The 15,795-nt window shown below is 73.0% G+C and carries 18 protein-coding genes; 13 read left to right on the top strand and 5 right to left on the bottom strand.

The features are described from left to right. Window positions 1-66 precede the first annotated feature (66 nt). Both IEZ04_RS21490 and IEZ04_RS21485 read left to right on the top strand, forming a co-directional pair. Window positions 67-801 carry an SDR family oxidoreductase gene (locus IEZ04_RS21490; RefSeq protein WP_189218564.1) on the top strand — a complete coding sequence of 245 codons (735 nt, stop codon included), beginning with the start codon at window positions 67-69 and terminating at the stop codon, window positions 799-801. A gap of 7 nt (window positions 802-808) precedes the next feature. Then, window positions 809-1,348, top strand: a complete 540-nt coding sequence (locus IEZ04_RS21485; RefSeq protein WP_189218563.1) for a GrpB family protein — start codon at window positions 809-811, stop codon at window positions 1,346-1,348. Between the two features lie 198 nt (window positions 1,349-1,546). On the opposite strand, the gene IEZ04_RS21480 is transcribed toward IEZ04_RS21485, so the two are convergent. From IEZ04_RS21480 to IEZ04_RS21460, 5 genes are all read right to left on the bottom strand, one after another. Then, a complete protein-coding gene (locus IEZ04_RS21480) occupies window positions 1,547-2,683 on the bottom strand; it encodes an ABC transporter ATP-binding protein (protein ID WP_189218562.1) in 1,137 nt (378 codons plus the stop codon). Next, a complete protein-coding gene (locus IEZ04_RS21475) occupies window positions 2,680-3,501 on the bottom strand; it encodes an ABC transporter permease (RefSeq protein ID WP_189218561.1) in 822 nt (273 codons plus the stop codon). Before IEZ04_RS21475 ends, IEZ04_RS21480 begins: the two co-directional genes overlap by 4 nt. After that, window positions 3,498-4,322, bottom strand: a complete 825-nt coding sequence (gene modA / locus IEZ04_RS21470) for a molybdate ABC transporter substrate-binding protein (protein ID WP_189218560.1) — start codon at window positions 4,320-4,322, stop codon at window positions 3,498-3,500. The genes IEZ04_RS21475 and modA overlap by 4 nt, the downstream gene beginning before the upstream one ends. A gap of 53 nt (window positions 4,323-4,375) precedes the next feature. Beyond that, the gene (locus tag IEZ04_RS21465) at window positions 4,376-4,762 is read right to left on the bottom strand and encodes a TOBE domain-containing protein (protein ID WP_189218559.1); all 387 of its coding nucleotides are present in this window, start codon (window positions 4,760-4,762) and stop codon (window positions 4,376-4,378) included. 735 nt (window positions 4,763-5,497) lie between these two features. Then, window positions 5,498-6,145 (bottom strand): HD domain-containing protein, encoded by a 648-nt coding sequence (locus IEZ04_RS21460; RefSeq protein WP_189218558.1) that lies wholly within the window; start codon window positions 6,143-6,145, stop codon window positions 5,498-5,500. Between the two features lie 527 nt (window positions 6,146-6,672). Between IEZ04_RS21460 and rpmG the strand changes: the two genes are divergently transcribed. The 11 genes from rpmG (at window position 6,673) to IEZ04_RS21405 (ending at window position 15,697) form a co-directional block, all read left to right on the top strand. Beyond that, entirely contained in the window at window positions 6,673-6,837 is a 165-nt protein-coding gene (gene rpmG, locus IEZ04_RS21455) for a 50S ribosomal protein L33 (RefSeq protein WP_189218557.1), read from the top strand. A gap of 31 nt (window positions 6,838-6,868) precedes the next feature. After that, complete coding sequence (gene ykgO / locus IEZ04_RS21450) at window positions 6,869-6,991, top strand: type B 50S ribosomal protein L36 (protein WP_189218556.1); 123 nt, start codon at window positions 6,869-6,871, stop codon at window positions 6,989-6,991. A gap of 111 nt (window positions 6,992-7,102) precedes the next feature. Then, window positions 7,103-7,405, top strand: coding sequence for a hypothetical protein (locus IEZ04_RS21445; RefSeq protein ID WP_189218555.1), 303 nt, complete (start codon window positions 7,103-7,105; stop codon window positions 7,403-7,405). A gap of 397 nt (window positions 7,406-7,802) precedes the next feature. Further along, on the top strand, window positions 7,803-8,897 hold the full coding sequence (locus IEZ04_RS21440) for a hypothetical protein (protein ID WP_189218554.1): 1,095 nt from the start codon (window positions 7,803-7,805) through the stop codon (window positions 8,895-8,897). Continuing rightward, window positions 8,894-9,376 (top strand): NUDIX hydrolase, encoded by a 483-nt coding sequence (locus IEZ04_RS21435; RefSeq protein ID WP_189218553.1) that lies wholly within the window; start codon window positions 8,894-8,896, stop codon window positions 9,374-9,376. The genes IEZ04_RS21440 and IEZ04_RS21435 overlap by 4 nt, the downstream gene beginning before the upstream one ends. A 24-nt stretch (window positions 9,377-9,400) precedes the next feature. After that, a complete protein-coding gene (locus IEZ04_RS21430; protein WP_189218552.1) occupies window positions 9,401-10,180 on the top strand; it encodes an SDR family NAD(P)-dependent oxidoreductase in 780 nt (259 codons plus the stop codon). 581 nt (window positions 10,181-10,761) lie between these two features. Then, window positions 10,762-11,874, top strand: a complete 1,113-nt coding sequence (locus IEZ04_RS21425; protein WP_189218551.1) for an inositol-3-phosphate synthase — start codon at window positions 10,762-10,764, stop codon at window positions 11,872-11,874. Beyond that, entirely contained in the window at window positions 11,867-12,901 is a 1,035-nt protein-coding gene (locus IEZ04_RS21420; protein WP_189218550.1) for a phosphotransferase enzyme family protein, read from the top strand. The genes IEZ04_RS21425 and IEZ04_RS21420 overlap by 8 nt, the downstream gene beginning before the upstream one ends. Beyond that, window positions 12,898-13,890 carry a phosphoenolpyruvate carboxykinase (ATP) gene (locus tag IEZ04_RS21415; RefSeq protein WP_189218549.1) on the top strand — a complete coding sequence of 331 codons (993 nt, stop codon included), beginning with the start codon at window positions 12,898-12,900 and terminating at the stop codon, window positions 13,888-13,890. The genes IEZ04_RS21420 and IEZ04_RS21415 overlap by 4 nt, the downstream gene beginning before the upstream one ends. Beyond that, on the top strand, window positions 13,887-14,414 hold the full coding sequence (locus tag IEZ04_RS21410) for a P-loop NTPase family protein (protein WP_189218548.1): 528 nt from the start codon (window positions 13,887-13,889) through the stop codon (window positions 14,412-14,414). Before IEZ04_RS21415 ends, IEZ04_RS21410 begins: the two co-directional genes overlap by 4 nt. After that, on the top strand, window positions 14,411-15,697 hold the full coding sequence (locus IEZ04_RS21405; RefSeq protein ID WP_189218547.1) for a DegT/DnrJ/EryC1/StrS family aminotransferase: 1,287 nt from the start codon (window positions 14,411-14,413) through the stop codon (window positions 15,695-15,697). The genes IEZ04_RS21410 and IEZ04_RS21405 overlap by 4 nt, the downstream gene beginning before the upstream one ends. Window positions 15,698-15,795 lie beyond the last annotated feature (98 nt).

The raw sequence follows: 15,795 nt of genomic DNA, 5'->3' as shown, positions 1-15,795 counted from the left end.
GTTGCCGCGGGCCGGGTTCTCCGGGCTCCGCGATCACCTTGTGCTCCACCGGGAGGAACAGAGATCATGACGAACACGAACAAAGTGGTGGCCATCACCGGCGCGAGCAGCGGCATCGGGGAGGCGACCGCGCGCCGGCTCGCCGCCGACGGCCACCGGCTGCTCCTCGGCGCCCGGCGCACCGACCGCCTCGGAGCGCTCACCGAGGAGATCACCGCGGCGGGCGGCACCGCGGCGTACCGCCGGCTGGACGTCACGGACGCGGCCGACGTCCGGGCCTTCGTCTCCGACACCCAGCAGCGCTACGGCCGGGTGGACGTCCTCGTCAACAACGCCGGGGTGATGCCGCTCTCGCCGCTGGAGGCGCTGAGGACCGACGAATGGGACCGCATGCTCGACGTGAACGTGCGGGGCGTGCTGCACGGCATCGCCGCCGCGCTGCCCGTCATGCGGGCCCAGGGCGGCGGGCACTTCGTCAACATCGCCTCCGTCGGGGCGTACGAGGTGTCCCCGACCGCCGCCGTCTACTGCGCCACCAAGTTCGCGGTCCGCGCGATATCGGAGGGGCTGCGCCAGGAGTCCGGCGGCGACATCCGCGTCAGTCTCGTCTCGCCCGGGGTGACCGAGTCCGAGCTGGCCGACAGCATCTCCGACCCTGCCGCCCAGGAGGCCATGAGGACCTACCGCGCCGTGGCGCTGCCCGCCTCCGCCATCGCGGACGCCATCGCCTACGCGGTGTCCCAGCCGGCCGAGGTCGACGTCAACGAGATCGTCGTACGCCCGGCCGCGAGCGCCCAGTGAACCGCTGATGTCCGGAGTGGTCGTGGAAATAGCCGACTACGACCCCGCGTGGCCGTCCCGTGCCGAGGCCGCGATCACGGAGCTGCTGGACGCGCTGCCCGAAGTCCTGGGGGACATCGAGCACATCGGCTCCACCGCGGTGACCGGCCTGGCGGCCAAGCCGGTCATCGACCTGATGGCGGCGGCCGGCGAACTCGCCGTGGCGGAGGCCCGGGAAGGGACGCTGACCGGCCTGGGCTACCGGCGGCACCTCGACGGCATGACCGACCGGCTGCTGTACGTCCGTGAGGCCGGCGGCCGCCGGACGCACATCCTGCACGTGGTCACCGCGGAGAGCCGGCCCCTCCGCAACCAGCGCATCCTGCGGGACCACCTGCGTGCGCACCCACGGGACGCGGCCCGGTACGCCGAACTGAAGCGGGCCCTCGTCGCGGCCGGCACCGCGCCCGCTGACTACTCGCGTGCCAAGACCGGGCTGATCCAGGAGCTCACCGACCGCGCCCGTTCACGGCTGGGCCTGCCGCCGGTGCCCGTCCGGGAGAAGTGAGCTGCCGCCCGCCGCGGTCGGACCGCCCCGGCGGGCGGCACCCGCGGTGATCCGGTCCCGGGCCTCCTCCCGCACGGTCTCCAGCAGGAACGTGCGCCGGGGCGGAGGCCGGCGGACATGGGACCCACCTTCCTGCTACGGAGCCGATGGAGCCACGGGAGACGTCCCACGCGTACCACGCCGGTCCGGCGGCCCGCCTCAGGCCGGGTACGCGTGTGTCTGGGCCGCCTTGACCGTCGCCCACACCTCGGCTCCCGGGTGGAGGCCGAGTTCGGCCGCGGCCACCGTCGTCAGGTCCGCGGTGAGGCGCAGCCCGCCGGTGAGATCGGCGCGGATCTGGTCGCCGTGCGCCTCCATCCCGGTCACCTCGCACCGCCACTGGTTGCGGGCGCTGGAGGCGGCCGGGCGTTCGCGGTGCAGGGTCACGGCGCCCGGCGGGAACGCGACGAAGACCGGGCCCGTGAGGTCCTCGGTGGTCACGATCACGGGACCGGTGCCGGTACCGGTGCCGTCGTCCGAGCCGTCGACGTGGACCGTGTGGCCGTCGGCCCGGCCCTGGTAGAGGTTCAGCCCGACCAGGTGGGCGATGTAGTCGGTGCGCGGGCGGCGGGCGACGTCGCCCGGGGTGCCCTCCTGGACGACGTGGCCGTGCTCGATCACGACGAGGCGGTCGGCCAGCACCATGGCGTCCAGGGGGTCGTGCGTGACGAGGACCGCGACGGCCTCGAAGTCGGCCAGGTGGCGGCGGAGCTGCGCGCGTACGTCGAGGCGGGTACGGGCGTCGAGGGCGGCCAGCGGCTCGTCCAGGAGCAGCAGCCTGGGCCGGGTGGCCAGGGCGCGGGCCAGGGCGACGCGCTGCGCCTGGCCGCCGGAGAGCTTCCGGGGCTTGGCGCCCGCGTGGTCGGCGAGGCCCATGCGCTCCAGCAGCGCGGCGGCCAGGGCGCGGGCCTCCGCCTTGGTCGCGCCGTGGCAGCGCGGTCCGAAGGCCACGTTGTCGAGGGCGCTCAGGTGCGGGAAGAGCAGGTAGTCCTGGAAGACCACGCCGACCGGACGGGACTCGGGCGGCGTGCGGTCCAGCAGACGGCCGTCGAGCCCCAGGCGGCCGCCGTCGAGCGGGACGAGCCCGGCGAGCGCGCGCAGGGCCGTGGTCTTCCCGGCGCCGTTGGGGCCGAGCAGCGCCACCACGTCACCGGGCGCGGCCCTCAGGGCCACGTCGAGACGGAAGGCGCCGCGGTCCACGACGAGGTGTGCGTCGAGGCCCTCGGCGGCCGGGGTCCCCCCGGCGGCAGTGCCGGGGACGGTGCCGTCGGGTGGGGTCTTCCCGGTGTGGGTCATGAGGCGGTCATCCAACGGTCGCGCAGCCCCGCGAGGACCGCGATCGACACGGTCAGCAGCACCAGGCTGAGGGCGATGGCCGCCTCGGGGTCGCTCTGCAGGGCGAGGTAGACGGCGAGCGGCATGGTCTGGGTACGGCCGGGGAAGTTGCCGGCGAAGGTGATCGTGGCCCCGAACTCGCCGAGCGCGCGGGCCCAGGCCAGGACGGCGCCCGCGGCGATGCCGGGCGCGATCAGCGGCAGCGTGACCCGGCGGAACGCGGTGAGACGGGAGGCGCCCAGGGTGGTGGCCGCCTCCTCGTACCGCGGGTCGGCGGCGCGCAGCGTGCCCTCGACGCTGATGACCAGGAACGGCATGGCGACGAACGCCTCGGCCAGGACGACCCCCGCCGTGGTGAACGGGATGGTGATGCCGAACCAGGAGTCCAGCCACTGGCCGACGACGCCGTTGCGGCCGAGCGCCATCAGCAGCGCCACACCGCCCACCACCGGCGGCAGGACGAGCGGCAGGGTGACGAGGGCCCGGACGAGGCCGCGGCCGGGGAACTCCACGCGGGCGAGCAGCCAGGCCAGCGGAATCCCGAGGACCAGGCTCACGGCGGTGGCGGCCGTGGCGCAGACCAGGGAGAGCCGGAGCGCCTGCCAGACCTCCGGGCTGGTGAGCTGGTCCGGGAGGTCGCCCCAGGGGGTCCGGATCAGCAGGGCGACCAGCGGCAGCACCAGGAACGCCAGCCCCAGCAGGGCGGGAACGAGCAGCGGGAGCGGCGCGCCGCGGCCGGCTCTCCTCCGGGCGCGGGGTGTGAGGTGCGGGGCGGTCACGGCTTGCGGAACCCGGCCTCGGTCAGCACCCTCTGGCCCTCGTCGGACCGCACCAGCTCGATGAACGCCTTGGCCGCCGCGGTGTTGGGGGCGTCCTTGAGCAGGGTGATCGGGTAGTCGTTGACGGCGTCGGCCGACTCGGGGAACGTGACGCCCGCCACCTTGTCACCCGCCGCGCGCACGTCGGTCCTGTAGACCACCGCCGCGTCGGCCTCCTTCAGCTCCACCTTCGTCAGGGCGCTTTTGACGTCCTGCTCGTAGGAGACCGGGGTGAGCTCCAGGCCGCCGGCCTCCAGCGCCTTCTGCGCGGCCGCGCCGCACGGCACCTTCTCGTCGCACAGCACGACCTTCAGGCCGGAGCCGGTGAGGTCCTTCAGGGAGGAGATGCCGTCCGGGTTGCCCGGCAGGGTGGCGATCTCCAGCTCGTTGCGGACGAAGGCGGCGGGGGTGCCGTCCGCCAGCCCCGCGTCCGTGACGATCTTCATCGTCCTGGTGCTGGCCGCGGCGAACACGTCGGCGGGGGCGCCGCTCGTGATGCCGGAGGCGAGGGAGTCGCTGCCGCCGAAGTTGAAGGTCACCTCCGTGCCCGGGTGCCGCTCCTCGAACTCCTCGCCCAGCGTCGTGAAGCTCTCCTCCAGCGAGGCCGCGGCGAACACGGTGACCGTGCCGGACGGCTCACGGGAGGAGGACGCCGAGGCGGAGGAGCCGGACGAGAGGCCGCCGGAGTCCGAGGAGGAGCAGGCGGTCAGGGCCAGCAGTGCGGCCGCCCCCGCAGCGGCCACCGGGACGGTGCGGCGGGTCCGGCGGATGTGACGGGTCATCACGGGGCTGTGACTCCTCTGCGTCGTACGAACACGTGCGAAGACCTGCGGCGCTACGGCCGCTCGACGACCACGTTGGTCGACTTGATCACGGCGACCGCCGGGACACCGGGCTCCAGCTTCAGTTCCTCCGCCGACTCGCGGCTGATCAGGGACACCACGCGGAACGGTCCGGCCTGGATCTCCACCTGCGCCGACACATCACCGAGGACGACCTCGGTGACGATGCCGGTGAGCCGGTTGCGGGCCGAGGACACGCCCTTCTCCCGCTCCGTGCGGTGCAGCTGCCGGGCGTAGTCGGCGAGCGCCGGGCCGGGGATGATCCGGTGTCCCTGCTCGTCGCGCTCGGCGGCGAGCCTCCCGCCGTCGACCAGGCGCCTCACGGTGTCGGCGCTGATGCCGAGCAGAGCGGCCGCGTCCCTCATCCGATAGGTGTGCATGCGCTGATCATACTGCCGCAGTTGCGAGGAGGACCGACCCTGTCACATCGCATCGGCCAGGATATTCGTGCGATGTTCTGGCATGTGCGTTCGCCCATGAGGCGGTCCCCGCCCGGCTCCCCGCTCGACCGCGCCGGCGCACGGTCGGCGCTGCCTCGGGACGGCTGCGACGCGATACGAAGGGACGGCGGCCACCCCGCGGCGGACCGGGTTCCGTACCGACCGAGGTGGCCGGCGATGGCCCGGCGACTGTGAGGTCCAGCTCGCGCATGCGCCGCTCCACGGCCGCCTTCTCCCGCTCCGGGACGGACCGCACATCCGCGCACCGGTCGAACCCCGGCTGCTCGCCACGGGCGCACGGCAGCACCTTGCGGATCACCCCGGTGGTCAGACCCGCGTCCAGCGCGGCGCGGATCTGCCGCACGGTGGTCACCGCGGCCTCATGACGTTCTTCGCGGTGCACCGCAACGGCCGGCCCGCGACCGCCGAGAAGCCGGCGCCGCTCGCCTTCGCGGGGTACGACCGCTTCACCGCCCCGCAGGTACGTGAGGGGCGGGTCCCGGGCACTGCCCGACGACCGGGTGCGGTCCTTCCTGCGGGCGGCGCCGGCGGCCGGTCCGGCCGCCGGCCCGCTGACGGCCACGGTGTACTCGCCGGCCGGACCGCTCACCGCACCGTGACCCCGCACGCCCGACGCGGGACGCCGCGCGTGGTGTCCCGCGTCACCTCACGTCGTCACTCCGGCCACGCCGAGTGCTCGACGGCGTCGACGAAGTCGTCCCGGCGGAACCCCTGGGAGAAGCGCTCCAGCACGTCGGCGTTGATGGTCCCGTAGGTCGTCTCCGGCCGGGGGGCCATGCCCTCGGTGAAGGCCCGGAGGATGTTCTTCTTGAAGTCCGGCCGCGGATGCAGCCGGATGATCTCGGCCCTCTCGGCCTCGCCGATGTCGTCGTACCCGAGGCCCAGGACGTCGTACACGACCCCGGTGTGGACGAGCGCGACCTCCGGCTCCATGAACTCGGTGACGCCCCGGGTGGTGTGCAGCGCGATGGACGTCCAGACTCGCCGGACGCTGTCCTCGGGGACGTCGTGGCTCCGCAGGAACCGGCGTGCCTCGTCCGCGCCGTCCACTTCGAAGCGCCTGCCGCTGGAGCGGTACGGTTCGCCCAGCCCCACGTCGTGGAACATCGCGCCGACGTAGAGGAGTTCCGGGTCGAAGCTCAGCCCCCGGTTCCGCCCCAGGAGGCTGCCGAACCAGAAGACACGGCGCGAGTGGTGGTAGATCAGGTCCGGCGTCGTGTCCCGGATCAGCTCGGTGGCCGCGCGGGCGATTCCGGTGTCGGGAACGCGGACGCCCGCCACGGTCGGTTCGGTGGTGGCCATGTCACTCCCTTCTCGTCCTGCTCGTCCTTCTCGTCCTGCTCGTCCGGTCGCCGCCCTGCCGGTCGCCGGGGCTGGTGAGCGTGCGGTCCACGACGCCGTTCGGGTACTGCCGGCGGGTGCTCCCCAGGGTGCGTGCCTCGCGCCGGGGCGATCACGTGGTAGCGGTCCGCCAGGGCCGGGACGAGGCTGCGGAACACGGGCGAGCCGGTCGGGAAGCCGTGCAGGAGCGGGACGGCCGGTGCGCCGTCCGGTCCGGCCTCCCGGTGGAAGGCACTCTGTCCGTCGGCGCCGACGGTGCGGTGGTGCACGACCGGAGTCATCTGATCTCCCAGGGCCGGGTCTCAGTGGCGACGGGTCTCGGGTACGGCGGCTCCGAGCACGTACCGTACTGGCCGCCGCCGCGGGGCGCACGGGCGGTACTGAGCCACCGGGGATGCCGGGAATGCCGCACCGGGCGGCCTTGTTGCACACCACGTCCGGAGTGCCCGGGTCGACGACCCGGGCGGCCGTGACGGAAGGAGCACCTCATGGCACGCAGCACCACACGCCCCGTCGTCAGGATGAGGTCGACGGCCGGCACCGGAGTCACCTACGTGACCCGCAAGAACCGCCTGAACGACCCCGACCGGCTCGTCCTGCGCAAGTACGACCCGGTGGCCGGCGAGCACGTCCTCTTCCGCGAAGAGCGATGACCGTTCGCTGACCCCCCCAGAGGAGATCACGATGAAGGTGCGCACGTCGGTGCGCTCGTTGAAGGCCAGGCCCGGTGCCCAGGTGGTGCGCCGGCGCGGCGTCACGTATGTGATCAACAAGAAGGACCCGCGCTTCAAGGCCCGCCAGGGCTGACGCGCCGCCCGACCACGCCCGGACGGCCCGGTACCGCACCCGCGGTGCCGGGCCGTCCGGCGTTCGGCCTCCGGTGAGCACGGCGCCCCGCGAGCTGTTCGTGGACACCCCGTGCACCACACGCACGCCATGAGGAAGTCGCTGCGCCGGATCTGTGCCGCTGTCGCGGCCGCCGCCGCGCTCGCGCTGCCGGCCCTGACCGGTGTCCGAGTGACCGGCGCCGCCGTCCCCGCCGGCGTCACCCCGGACTTCTCCGCGGGCCGGGCCGCCGGAACGGTCGCGGCGCCCCCGCCCCTCCGGGGCTCCGTGCTCACCGGCCGCACCGTCGCCGACGGCCTCTGCGTCCGGTACGCGTCCGGTACGCGTCCGCTTCCGGAAAACCGCCCAACTGGCTCGGGGAAACTCGAGTGTTGATAGTTTCAATGAAGTTTGAGAAGATCGCTTGCAGTCGGGAAACCCCACGGGGTCGGCAAGCGGGACCCGAAGGCCAACGGGTCGGTAACTTACCAGCCGGTTCACTCTTTGCCCAGTGGCTGAACGGCGACCTGGTGACGCGGCACGCTTTTGACGGGACATGAAGACAGATATCGAAGCGGATGACCGCTGAGGTGATCCGCCGTCTGTCGCAACAGAAAGAACCTATGAATGCTGAAGAAAGCGCGCTCCGGCGCAGAAGCAGCTCCCGTGGCGGTCGTCCCCACCGCGGGAGGGCCGATCGTGACCGCCTTCGGTTTCGGTACGCGGGAGAGATAGGAATTCCGCGGGCCGGCGAAGCACGATCACCTCTTCTGTGTCATGGAGGGCGTTTATCTTGGCATTACCCAGCTTAACGCGGATAACCTGGCACGACCTGGAGTTCCGGGTGCGTGCCGAGGACCACGGGGTCCTCGACTACGTCGAGAGCCAGCACCGGCTCGCCCGTGCGGAGCCGGGCCCGGCCGGCACGCGGATCGACATCGCAGCCGTCAGCTCCCCGTCCCGGCTCGGGGAACTCGCCGCGCGGCCGGCGACCGAGCACCGTGAGTCCTACGCGGGCTGGTGGTACGGCTGCCATCGGCGGGAGGACGGAGCGTTCGTCCTCGTCTCGGGGGAGGGGCACGAGTTCTCGCACGCCCTGATCACCGCGGACTTCCTCGCCTGGGAGATCATCGCCGCGCACGAGCACGAGCTGGGCCTCGTCGTCACCCGCACCATGCGGGAACTGGTGCGCGAACATTTCGTCCGTCGCGGTGCACTCATGCTGCACGGCGCGGCGGCCGTCCTGCCCGACGGGACCGGGGTGGTCCTCGCCGGTCCCTCCGGCGCCGGCAAGACCTCGGCCTCCGTCCAGCTCGCCCGCTCGGGCGGCTACTGCGTCGCCACCGACCGGTGCCTGCTGCTGGCCGACGGCCCGGCATGGGTCGTGGTCGGGCTGCCCCTGTCCACCCGCCTCACCCAGGAGGCGGCGGCCGGCCTCGGTATCGAGCCCGGCGAGAAGAGCCGGCTCATCAGACACGGCGAGGCGGCCGTCCGCAGACCGGACCCCAAGAACAAGATCTCGCTCAGCAACGAGGAGATGCGGCGCCTGGCCGGCGTCGAGTTCGTGGCCTCCGCGCGCATCGACGGGCTGGTGCTGCTCGAGAACACCGGCGCCGACGCACCCCACTCCAGCCCGGTCCCCGGCGCGGACGCCGTCGCCGCTCTGGCCGAGCACATCCTCGTACCCGACACGGCGTACCGCGGCCGGTGGCTGTCCGCCGACCCGAGTCCCGAACCGGCCGGTGACGTCAAGGGCAGGATCGGTGAACTGGCCGCCGCCGTGCCCGCCCGCCGGGGCGCGTGGACACCGGCCACCTATGGCAGAGACGTTCTGGCGGCCTGGCTCGCCCCACGCGCCGGTGCCGAGACGACAGGAGACCCCTCGTGACGACCACCCCGCAGATCCGTCACAGTGCCCGGGCGCTGCTGCTGGACGAGGACGGCAGGCTCCTGCTGTTCTCCAGCGTGGACGACGACAACGGCGAAACGTTCTGGTATCCGGTGGGCGGCGGCATCAAGGACGGGGAGACCCCCGAGGAGGCCCTGCGCCGGGAGGTCGAGGAGGAGACCGGCCGCACGGAGTTCGAGATCGGCCCCCAGATCTGGTACCGGAAGGCCATCGCCTCCTGGGGAGGCAACACCTACGACTGCCGCGAGCGGATCTACCTCTGCCGCGTCTCCCACTTCCGGATCGACACCAGCGGCTTCAGCCAGGGCGAGATCGACACCGTCTCCGGTCACCGCTGGTGGACGCTGGACGAGCTGGACGCCACCACGGACCGGCTGGTACCGGCCGACCTGGCGCCCCGGCTGCGCGCCGTGCTCACCGACGGTGCCCCCGCAGAGCCCGACGTCGTCGGTGCCTGAGCACGGAAGCGGAGGTACCGGCACATGAAGGGACTTCGAGGACGTCCCGCCCTGGTGACCGGCGGCGCCCAGGGCATCGGCAGGGCGGTCGCCGAGCGCCTCGCCGAGGAGGGCGCCCGAGTCATGATCATGGACACGAACGAGGAGCTCGGAACGTCCACGGCCGCGGAACTGGCGCGGCGCGCGGGGGCCGGGCACATCGGCTTCGTGCGCGGCGACATCTCCGACGAGGACGACGTGGTGGCCGCGGTGGAGGCGGCGCGGGCCGCGTTCGGCGGCGTCGAACTGCTCGTGAACTGCGCCGCCGCGTTCATCACGCGCGGGATCGAGGCCACCGTCGAGGAGTGGCGGCGCGTCACGGACGTCAACATCATGGGTCACGCCCTGATGGTCAAACACACCGCGCCCCTGATGGAGGCCGCGGGCGGCGGGAGCGTCGTCAACGTCTCCTCGATCTCCGCGCACATCGCACAGCCCCGGTCCGTCACCTACAGCGCCACCAAGGCCGCCATCATCGGCATGACCCGGTGCATGGCCACCGACCTGGCCGGTGCGGGGATCCGGGTGAACGCGGTGAGCCCGGGGACGGTCTGGAGCGACAACCTCGCGCGCCGCTACCAGGAGAAGTACGGCGTGTCGCGCGAGGAGGCGGACGCCCGCCCGGACATCGGCGGCCGGCACATGCTGCACCGCACCGCCGACCCGGAGGAGATCGCCTCCACCGTCGCCTTCCTGCTCTCCTCGGAGGCCGGATTCGTGACCGGTGAGAACCTCATGGTCGACGCCGGGCTCACCGCGATGTGACACCGCCGTGCCGTGGAGGGGACCCTCCACGGCACCGTGTCGCGCCCGTCGCGCGGGGCCGCCTCCGTTGCGGACGCGGCCTTTTCCTCGCCCCGCCGTTTCCGGCGTCCCCGCTGTCAAAGATTCAGTAAAGCCCCGGCTGTCCGACGGCCGTCTCCCATTTTTGCCGAAGCTTTTCTTTGTGCGGGACTTTTTCGTGCTGCCTGTTCGCCGTGCGAGCGGTGAACAGGTCCGTCGGCATGCGCGCCGCTTCCCGCGCTTTCCTTTCCTCGGCTCCTTTCCCTGCGTATTTTCGCGGACATGCGCGAGACGTCCGGATTCGGTGCCGTAAAGCAAGTGTAAAAAGGTGTCACGCGCGCCGATGTGGCCGTCAGTGAAACTCGGCGATACTGAGCGGTGGATAAACGAAGTCCCCTGATATACGTTTGCCTGCAACCGGGCGAACATTGCTGGCTCAGTTCCACTGTTCGCGCCGATCCCCGGCCGCGTGAGCTGCCTCAACGCTGCGTGAGATGCCTCAGCACGCCGAGTAAGCCGAGTAATTCGTATCGACCGTCAGGTATACGTCCGGAGGGATACCCTTGAGTAACAACGCGATCAGGGTCGCGCTGGCCGGCGTCGGTTCCTGCGCCTCCAGTTTCGTGCAGTCCGTGGTCCTGGACCGGGAACGGCCCGGCCCCGCCAACGGTGTGATGCACGAGTACATCGGTGGTCACCGCCTCGGCGACGTGGAGTTCGTCGCGGCCTTCGACGTCGACGGTCTGAAGGTGGGCCTGGACCTCTCCGAGGCCGTGTACGCGGGCCGCACCGCCGCCGTCCGCCACGTGGACGTGCCGCACCTGGGCGTCACCGTCCAGGCCGGCCCGCTGCTCGACGGACTCGACGGCGCGCTCGGCGACGCCGTCGGCGCCCACGCCGACACCGCCGGCGCGACCCCGGAGTCGCTGGCCGCCGCCCTGGCCGCCACGCGGCCCGACGTCGTGGTCTGCCTGCTGCCCACCGGCTCCACCGAGGCCGTCCAGACGTACGCCAGGGCCGCCGCCGAGGCGGGCGCGAGCTTCGTCAACGCCACCCCCGAACCGGTCGCCAACGACCCCGTCCTGGCCGCCCTGTTCGCCGAGCGCGGCGCCGCACTCCTCGGCGACGACCTGCGCAGCCACCTCGGCGCCACCACCCTGCACACCGCCCTGATCGAGCTCTTCCAGAGCCGCGGTGTCGAGGTCAAGGACAACTACCAGCTCAACGTCGGCGGCAACACCGACTTCCTGAACCTCTCCGACCCGGCCAGGTCCCGCTCGAAGCAGGTCTCCAAGCGCAAGGCCCTCGCCAACGCCGGCATCGACTCCCGCGAGGTCGCCGCGGGCCCCAACGGCTTCGTCAAGCACCTCGGCGACCGCAAGGTGTGCTTCCTGCGCATCGAGGGCGAGAGCATCATCGGCGCCCCCGTGCACATGGAGATACGCCTGGAGGTCGAGGACAGCCCCAACGCCGCCGCCGTGCTGGCCAACGCCGTCCGCACCGCGCACAGCGCCGCCCGCCAGGGCATGGTCGGCATCATCGACCCCGTCTGCGCCTTCCTGTTCAAGAGCCCGAAGGCGGGGGCCAGGGAGTCCGAGGCGCTGCACGACTTCCAGGCCTTCGTGCGCAAGGCGGGCGAGCACCACGCCCTGCAGGCGGTCGACGGGAATGCCTGACCCCGCCACCTGGCTGCCCGAGCACGACCCCGCCGTCGCCCGCGTCCTCGACGGAAGCTACGGTCTCGGCACCCACCGGGCGTGGTTCCTGAACCGGGAGAGCGTCAACACCGTGTGGCGCGTGACCACTTCGCACGGGGAGTACGCGCTCAAGCGGCTCGGGCGGGACGTCGCCCCGCAGTGGCTGGCCTTCGAACACGCGGCCCTGCCCCGGCTGGCCGCCGCGGGCATCCCGGTCGCGGCTCCCGTGCCGACGGTGGAGGGAGGCAGCTCGGCCGTCCAGGACGGCTCCGTCTGGCAACTGCGGCCCTGGCGGGAGGGCCGGGCCTTCGACTCGGCCCGGCCGGGCGACATCGAACAGGCCGGTGCCTTCCTGTCGGCGCTGCACCGCGTCCCGGTCGAGGGACTGCCCGCGGACGGCCAGAGCTCCACCCGCAACCTGGAGTTCTGGCTCACCACCGAGCGGCCCCCGCACGCGGCACTGGACGAGGTCGACGAGATCGCCGCCCCGTACGTCAGCGCCGCCGTGCGCGCCGACGCCCGGCGCGCCTACGCGGCGGTGCTGCGCCGGGCCCGCACCGAACTCGCCGGGTACGGCGACCTCCCCGAGGTCCTCACCCACGGCGAGGTCGCGGGATCCAACCTGCTGTACTCCGACGGCGGGGAGCTGACCTGCGTCCTCGACTGGGACGCGCTGCAACTGCGCTCCCGCGTCTACGACGTGGCCCGGGCGCTGCTGTTCCTGCCCCGCAAGGCCCGCGGCAGCTTCCAGGTCCTGCCCGACCGGGCCCGGGCCGTCCTCGCCGCCGCGACGGCGCACGAGCCGCTCACACCGGCCGAACTCGGCTCCCTCGTCCCGGTGCTGGAGCTGAACTTCGTCCCGTCACCCGGCTACCTCCGGCAGGTCGCCCGACGCGCTCCGGGCATCCTGGAGTGGTACCTCGGCTGGCGGGCCGAGGGCGCCGCAGCGGTCCGCGGCATCCTCTCCGACGTCGTCGCCACGGCCCCGCAGGGAACCCCACGATGACGCGGTACGTGTGCCGCACCTCCGGGCACGCGGTGGCCCTGGACGTCGGTCCCGACGCCGCCGCGTACGTCCGGGAGCTGCTCGCCCCGTACGTCCGGGTCGCTCCCGCGCCCGGCGGACCCGACGCCGCCCGCTGGCGGATCGGGATCGCGGACCGGGAGCGGCCGGCGGGGGAGGAGGTGGTCATCACCAGCGCCACCGAACCCCCCACCCGGCTCCGGTACGACGGAACGGCCCGCGAGGTGCTGTTCGACCCGGCGATGCCGCGCGACTTCCTGTGGCACAACCTGGTCCGGTTCACCCGCATCCTGCTGCGGCTGGCGCACACGGAGGACCCGGAGGTCTTCCTGCACGCGGGGCTGGTCGCCCGGGACGACGGACGCGGCGCGCTCGTGCTGGGCGCGAAACGGGCGGGGAAGACCTCCACCGTCCTGTCCGCCCTGCGCCACGGGCTGAGCTTCGTCGGCAACGACGACGTCTCCGTCCGTGCGGCCGCCGGCGCCGGAGGGTGGACCGGGCGCGGCTGGCCCCGCCGGGTCTCCGTGCGCGGCGACACCTTCGCCGCCGTCGGACTGCCCGGCGACACCGGCCGCCTGCTGCACCCGGCGGAACTGCGCGACCTCACGGGCGGCCCCCCGCTGCTGGCCGAGGCGCCGGTACGGGCCCTGGTCTTCCCCCGGTTCCACCCCGAACCCGGTGTCGTGCCCCTCCGCCCCGAGGAGACCCTGGCCCGGCTCGCGGCCAACGAGCTGTCCACCGCGGTCAAGCACGTCGACTTCCTGCTGCCGTTCTTCGACCCCGTCCCGTCGTCCGTCCGGCAGGGCCTCCTCGCCCGCATGGCGGCGGAGGTGCCCGGTTTCGAACTGCGGCAGGACTTCTCCGCGCTGCACGAGGGAGCCGCCGCGCTGACCCGGCTCCTGGACGACGAACCCTCCGTATCACCGGCACCAACCGCACCAGCCGCACCAGTCGAAAGGCGAGGCACGTGAGCACGACCGGCAGCAGGGTGTGGGTGGTCGGCCCCTCGGGCGCGGGCAAGAGCACCGTCGCCCGCGCCCTCGCCGAGGCGCGGGGCCTCCCGCACTACGAGCTGGACGCCATGTTCTGGGCCGCGGGCTGGCGGCGGCGCCCCGAGGGCGAGTTCCTCGCCGACGTCGCCGCCCTGGACCGTACCGCCGGCTGGATCGCCGACGGCCAGTACGGCGCGGCCCACCCGGTGCTGGAGGAGCTCGCCGACACCGTCGTCTGGGTCGACCCGCCGCGGAGCGCCACCACGGCCCGGCTGCTGCGCCGCACCCTGCGACGGCTGCGCACCCGGGAGGAGCTGTGGAACGGCAACCGCGAACGCCCCGGCAGCGCCGTGCAGCTCCTGCTCTGGGCCCACCGGGAGTTCCCCGTGGTCCGGCGCACCAACACCGCACTGTTCGCCCGCATGCAGGCCCGCGCCGTGCCGTGCCTGCGGCTGCGGACCCCGCAAGACATCCAGGAACTGCTCAGGAAGGAACAGGCATGACGCGACTGGCGCTCCTCGGCGGAGAGCCCCTGCTGACCCCGGCCGAGCGGCCCAGGTGGCCGCACATCACCGAGGAGGACATCGAGGCGGTCACCGCGCTGCTCCGGCGCGGGGAGATCACCTACAACGGCAGCGAGGGCGAGGTCCAGGCCCTGGAGAACGGCTACCGGGAGCGCCTCGGCGCGGCCCACGCCCTCGCCGTCAACTCGGGCACCTCCGCCCTGCACTCGGCCTTCTTCGGCCTGGACCTGCGCCCCGGCGACGAGGTCATCGCCCCGGCCTACACCTTCCTCGCCACCGCCATGCCGGTCTTCACCTGCAACGGCGTCCCCGTCCTCGCCGACGTGGACCCCGACACCGGCATCCTCGACCCGGACGGGCTCGCCGCCCACCTGACGCCGCGCACCAGGGCCGTCGTGGTCACCCACCTCATGGGCTTCCCCGCCGACATGGAGCGCATCACCGCCTTCGCCCGCGAGCACGGCCTCGCGGTCGTCGAGGACTGCTCCCAGGCGCACGGCGCGGAGTGCTCGGGGCGGCCGGTCGGCCGCCACGGCGATGTCGCCGCCTTCAGCCTCCAGGCCAAGAAGCAGGTCGCGGCGGGTGAGGGCGGCGTCCTCGTCACCGACGACCGCAGGATCTACGAGCGCGCGGTGATGCTCGGCCACTGCATCGACCGCGGCGAGGAGGACGTCACCAGCGAGGAGTACGGCGCCTACGGCCGGACCGGCTTCGGCCTCAACTACCGCATCCACCCCGTCGGCGCGGCCCTCGCCCGGGGGGCCCTCTCCCGGCTCGACACCGTGCTCACCGGCCGCGAGCGGAACTACGGCCGGCTCGGCGCCCTCCTGGAGGACATCCCCGGCATCACCCCGCCGGTGCGGCAGAAGCACGTCGACCGCGTCGCCCACTACGTCAGCTACCAGCCCCTCTACGTCGCCGAGGAGCTCGGCGGTCTCCCGATCGACGTCTTCACGGCCGCCGTCAGGGCCGAGGGCGTGCCGCTGACCCGGCCCACCTCGCCCCCGCTGCACCGCGAGGCCGCCTTCCGCAGCCCCGACTGGCACTCCGGCACGTATCACCCCGGGGACAACACCTACCGCGTCTACCGGGGCGACGAGTTCCCGGGCGTCGACGCCTACATCGCCCGCGCGCTGCGGCTGCCCACGTACTCCGACGAGCGCCCCGGCCTGATGGACGCCTGGGCCGAGGGCATCCGCAAGGTCGTCACCCACGCCGAGGAACTGCGCGACCGGCACGCCGCCGGCGCCCTCGCCGGGTAGCGGCTCGGTCTCAGGGCCCGCGCCGGCCCGGTACGCCCGACCGCGTACCGGGCCGGCACGCACCACCGCTCCACGCACCGCCCCGACATGGAGGAAGT

Origin of the sequence: Streptomyces ruber, assembly GCF_014648075.1 — a bacterium.
GTDB classification, from domain to species: domain Bacteria; phylum Actinomycetota; class Actinomycetes; order Streptomycetales; family Streptomycetaceae; genus Streptomyces; species Streptomyces ruber.
Note: the sequence above shows the minus strand (reverse complement) of the source record. Positions and strands in the feature narration are given on the sequence as shown.

Bases quoted from the DNA above. Each gene is read 5' to 3' on its own strand.
- IEZ04_RS21405 (WP_189218547.1), top strand. From the start codon at position 14,411: ATGACGCGACTGGCGCTCCTCGGCGGAGAGCCCCTGCTGACCCCGGCC.
- rpmG (WP_189218557.1), top strand. From the start codon at position 6,673: ATGGCACGCAGCACCACACGCCCCGTCGTCAGGATGAGGTCGACGGCC.
- IEZ04_RS21485 (WP_189218563.1), top strand. From the start codon at position 809: ATGTCCGGAGTGGTCGTGGAAATAGCCGACTACGACCCCGCGTGGCCG.
- IEZ04_RS21465 (WP_189218559.1), bottom strand. From the start codon at position 4,762: ATGCACACCTATCGGATGAGGGACGCGGCCGCTCTGCTCGGCATCAGC.
- IEZ04_RS21420 (WP_189218550.1), top strand. From the start codon at position 11,867: ATGCCTGACCCCGCCACCTGGCTGCCCGAGCACGACCCCGCCGTCGCC.
- IEZ04_RS21490 (WP_189218564.1), top strand. From the start codon at position 67: ATGACGAACACGAACAAAGTGGTGGCCATCACCGGCGCGAGCAGCGGC.
- IEZ04_RS21480 (WP_189218562.1), bottom strand. From the start codon at position 2,683: ATGACCCACACCGGGAAGACCCCACCCGACGGCACCGTCCCCGGCACT.
- IEZ04_RS21460 (WP_189218558.1), bottom strand. From the start codon at position 6,145: ATGGCCACCACCGAACCGACCGTGGCGGGCGTCCGCGTTCCCGACACC.
- IEZ04_RS21415 (WP_189218549.1), top strand. From the start codon at position 12,898: ATGACGCGGTACGTGTGCCGCACCTCCGGGCACGCGGTGGCCCTGGAC.
- IEZ04_RS21430 (WP_189218552.1), top strand. From the start codon at position 9,401: ATGAAGGGACTTCGAGGACGTCCCGCCCTGGTGACCGGCGGCGCCCAG.
- modA (WP_189218560.1), bottom strand. From the start codon at position 4,322: ATGACCCGTCACATCCGCCGGACCCGCCGCACCGTCCCGGTGGCCGCT.
- ykgO (WP_189218556.1), top strand. From the start codon at position 6,869: ATGAAGGTGCGCACGTCGGTGCGCTCGTTGAAGGCCAGGCCCGGTGCC.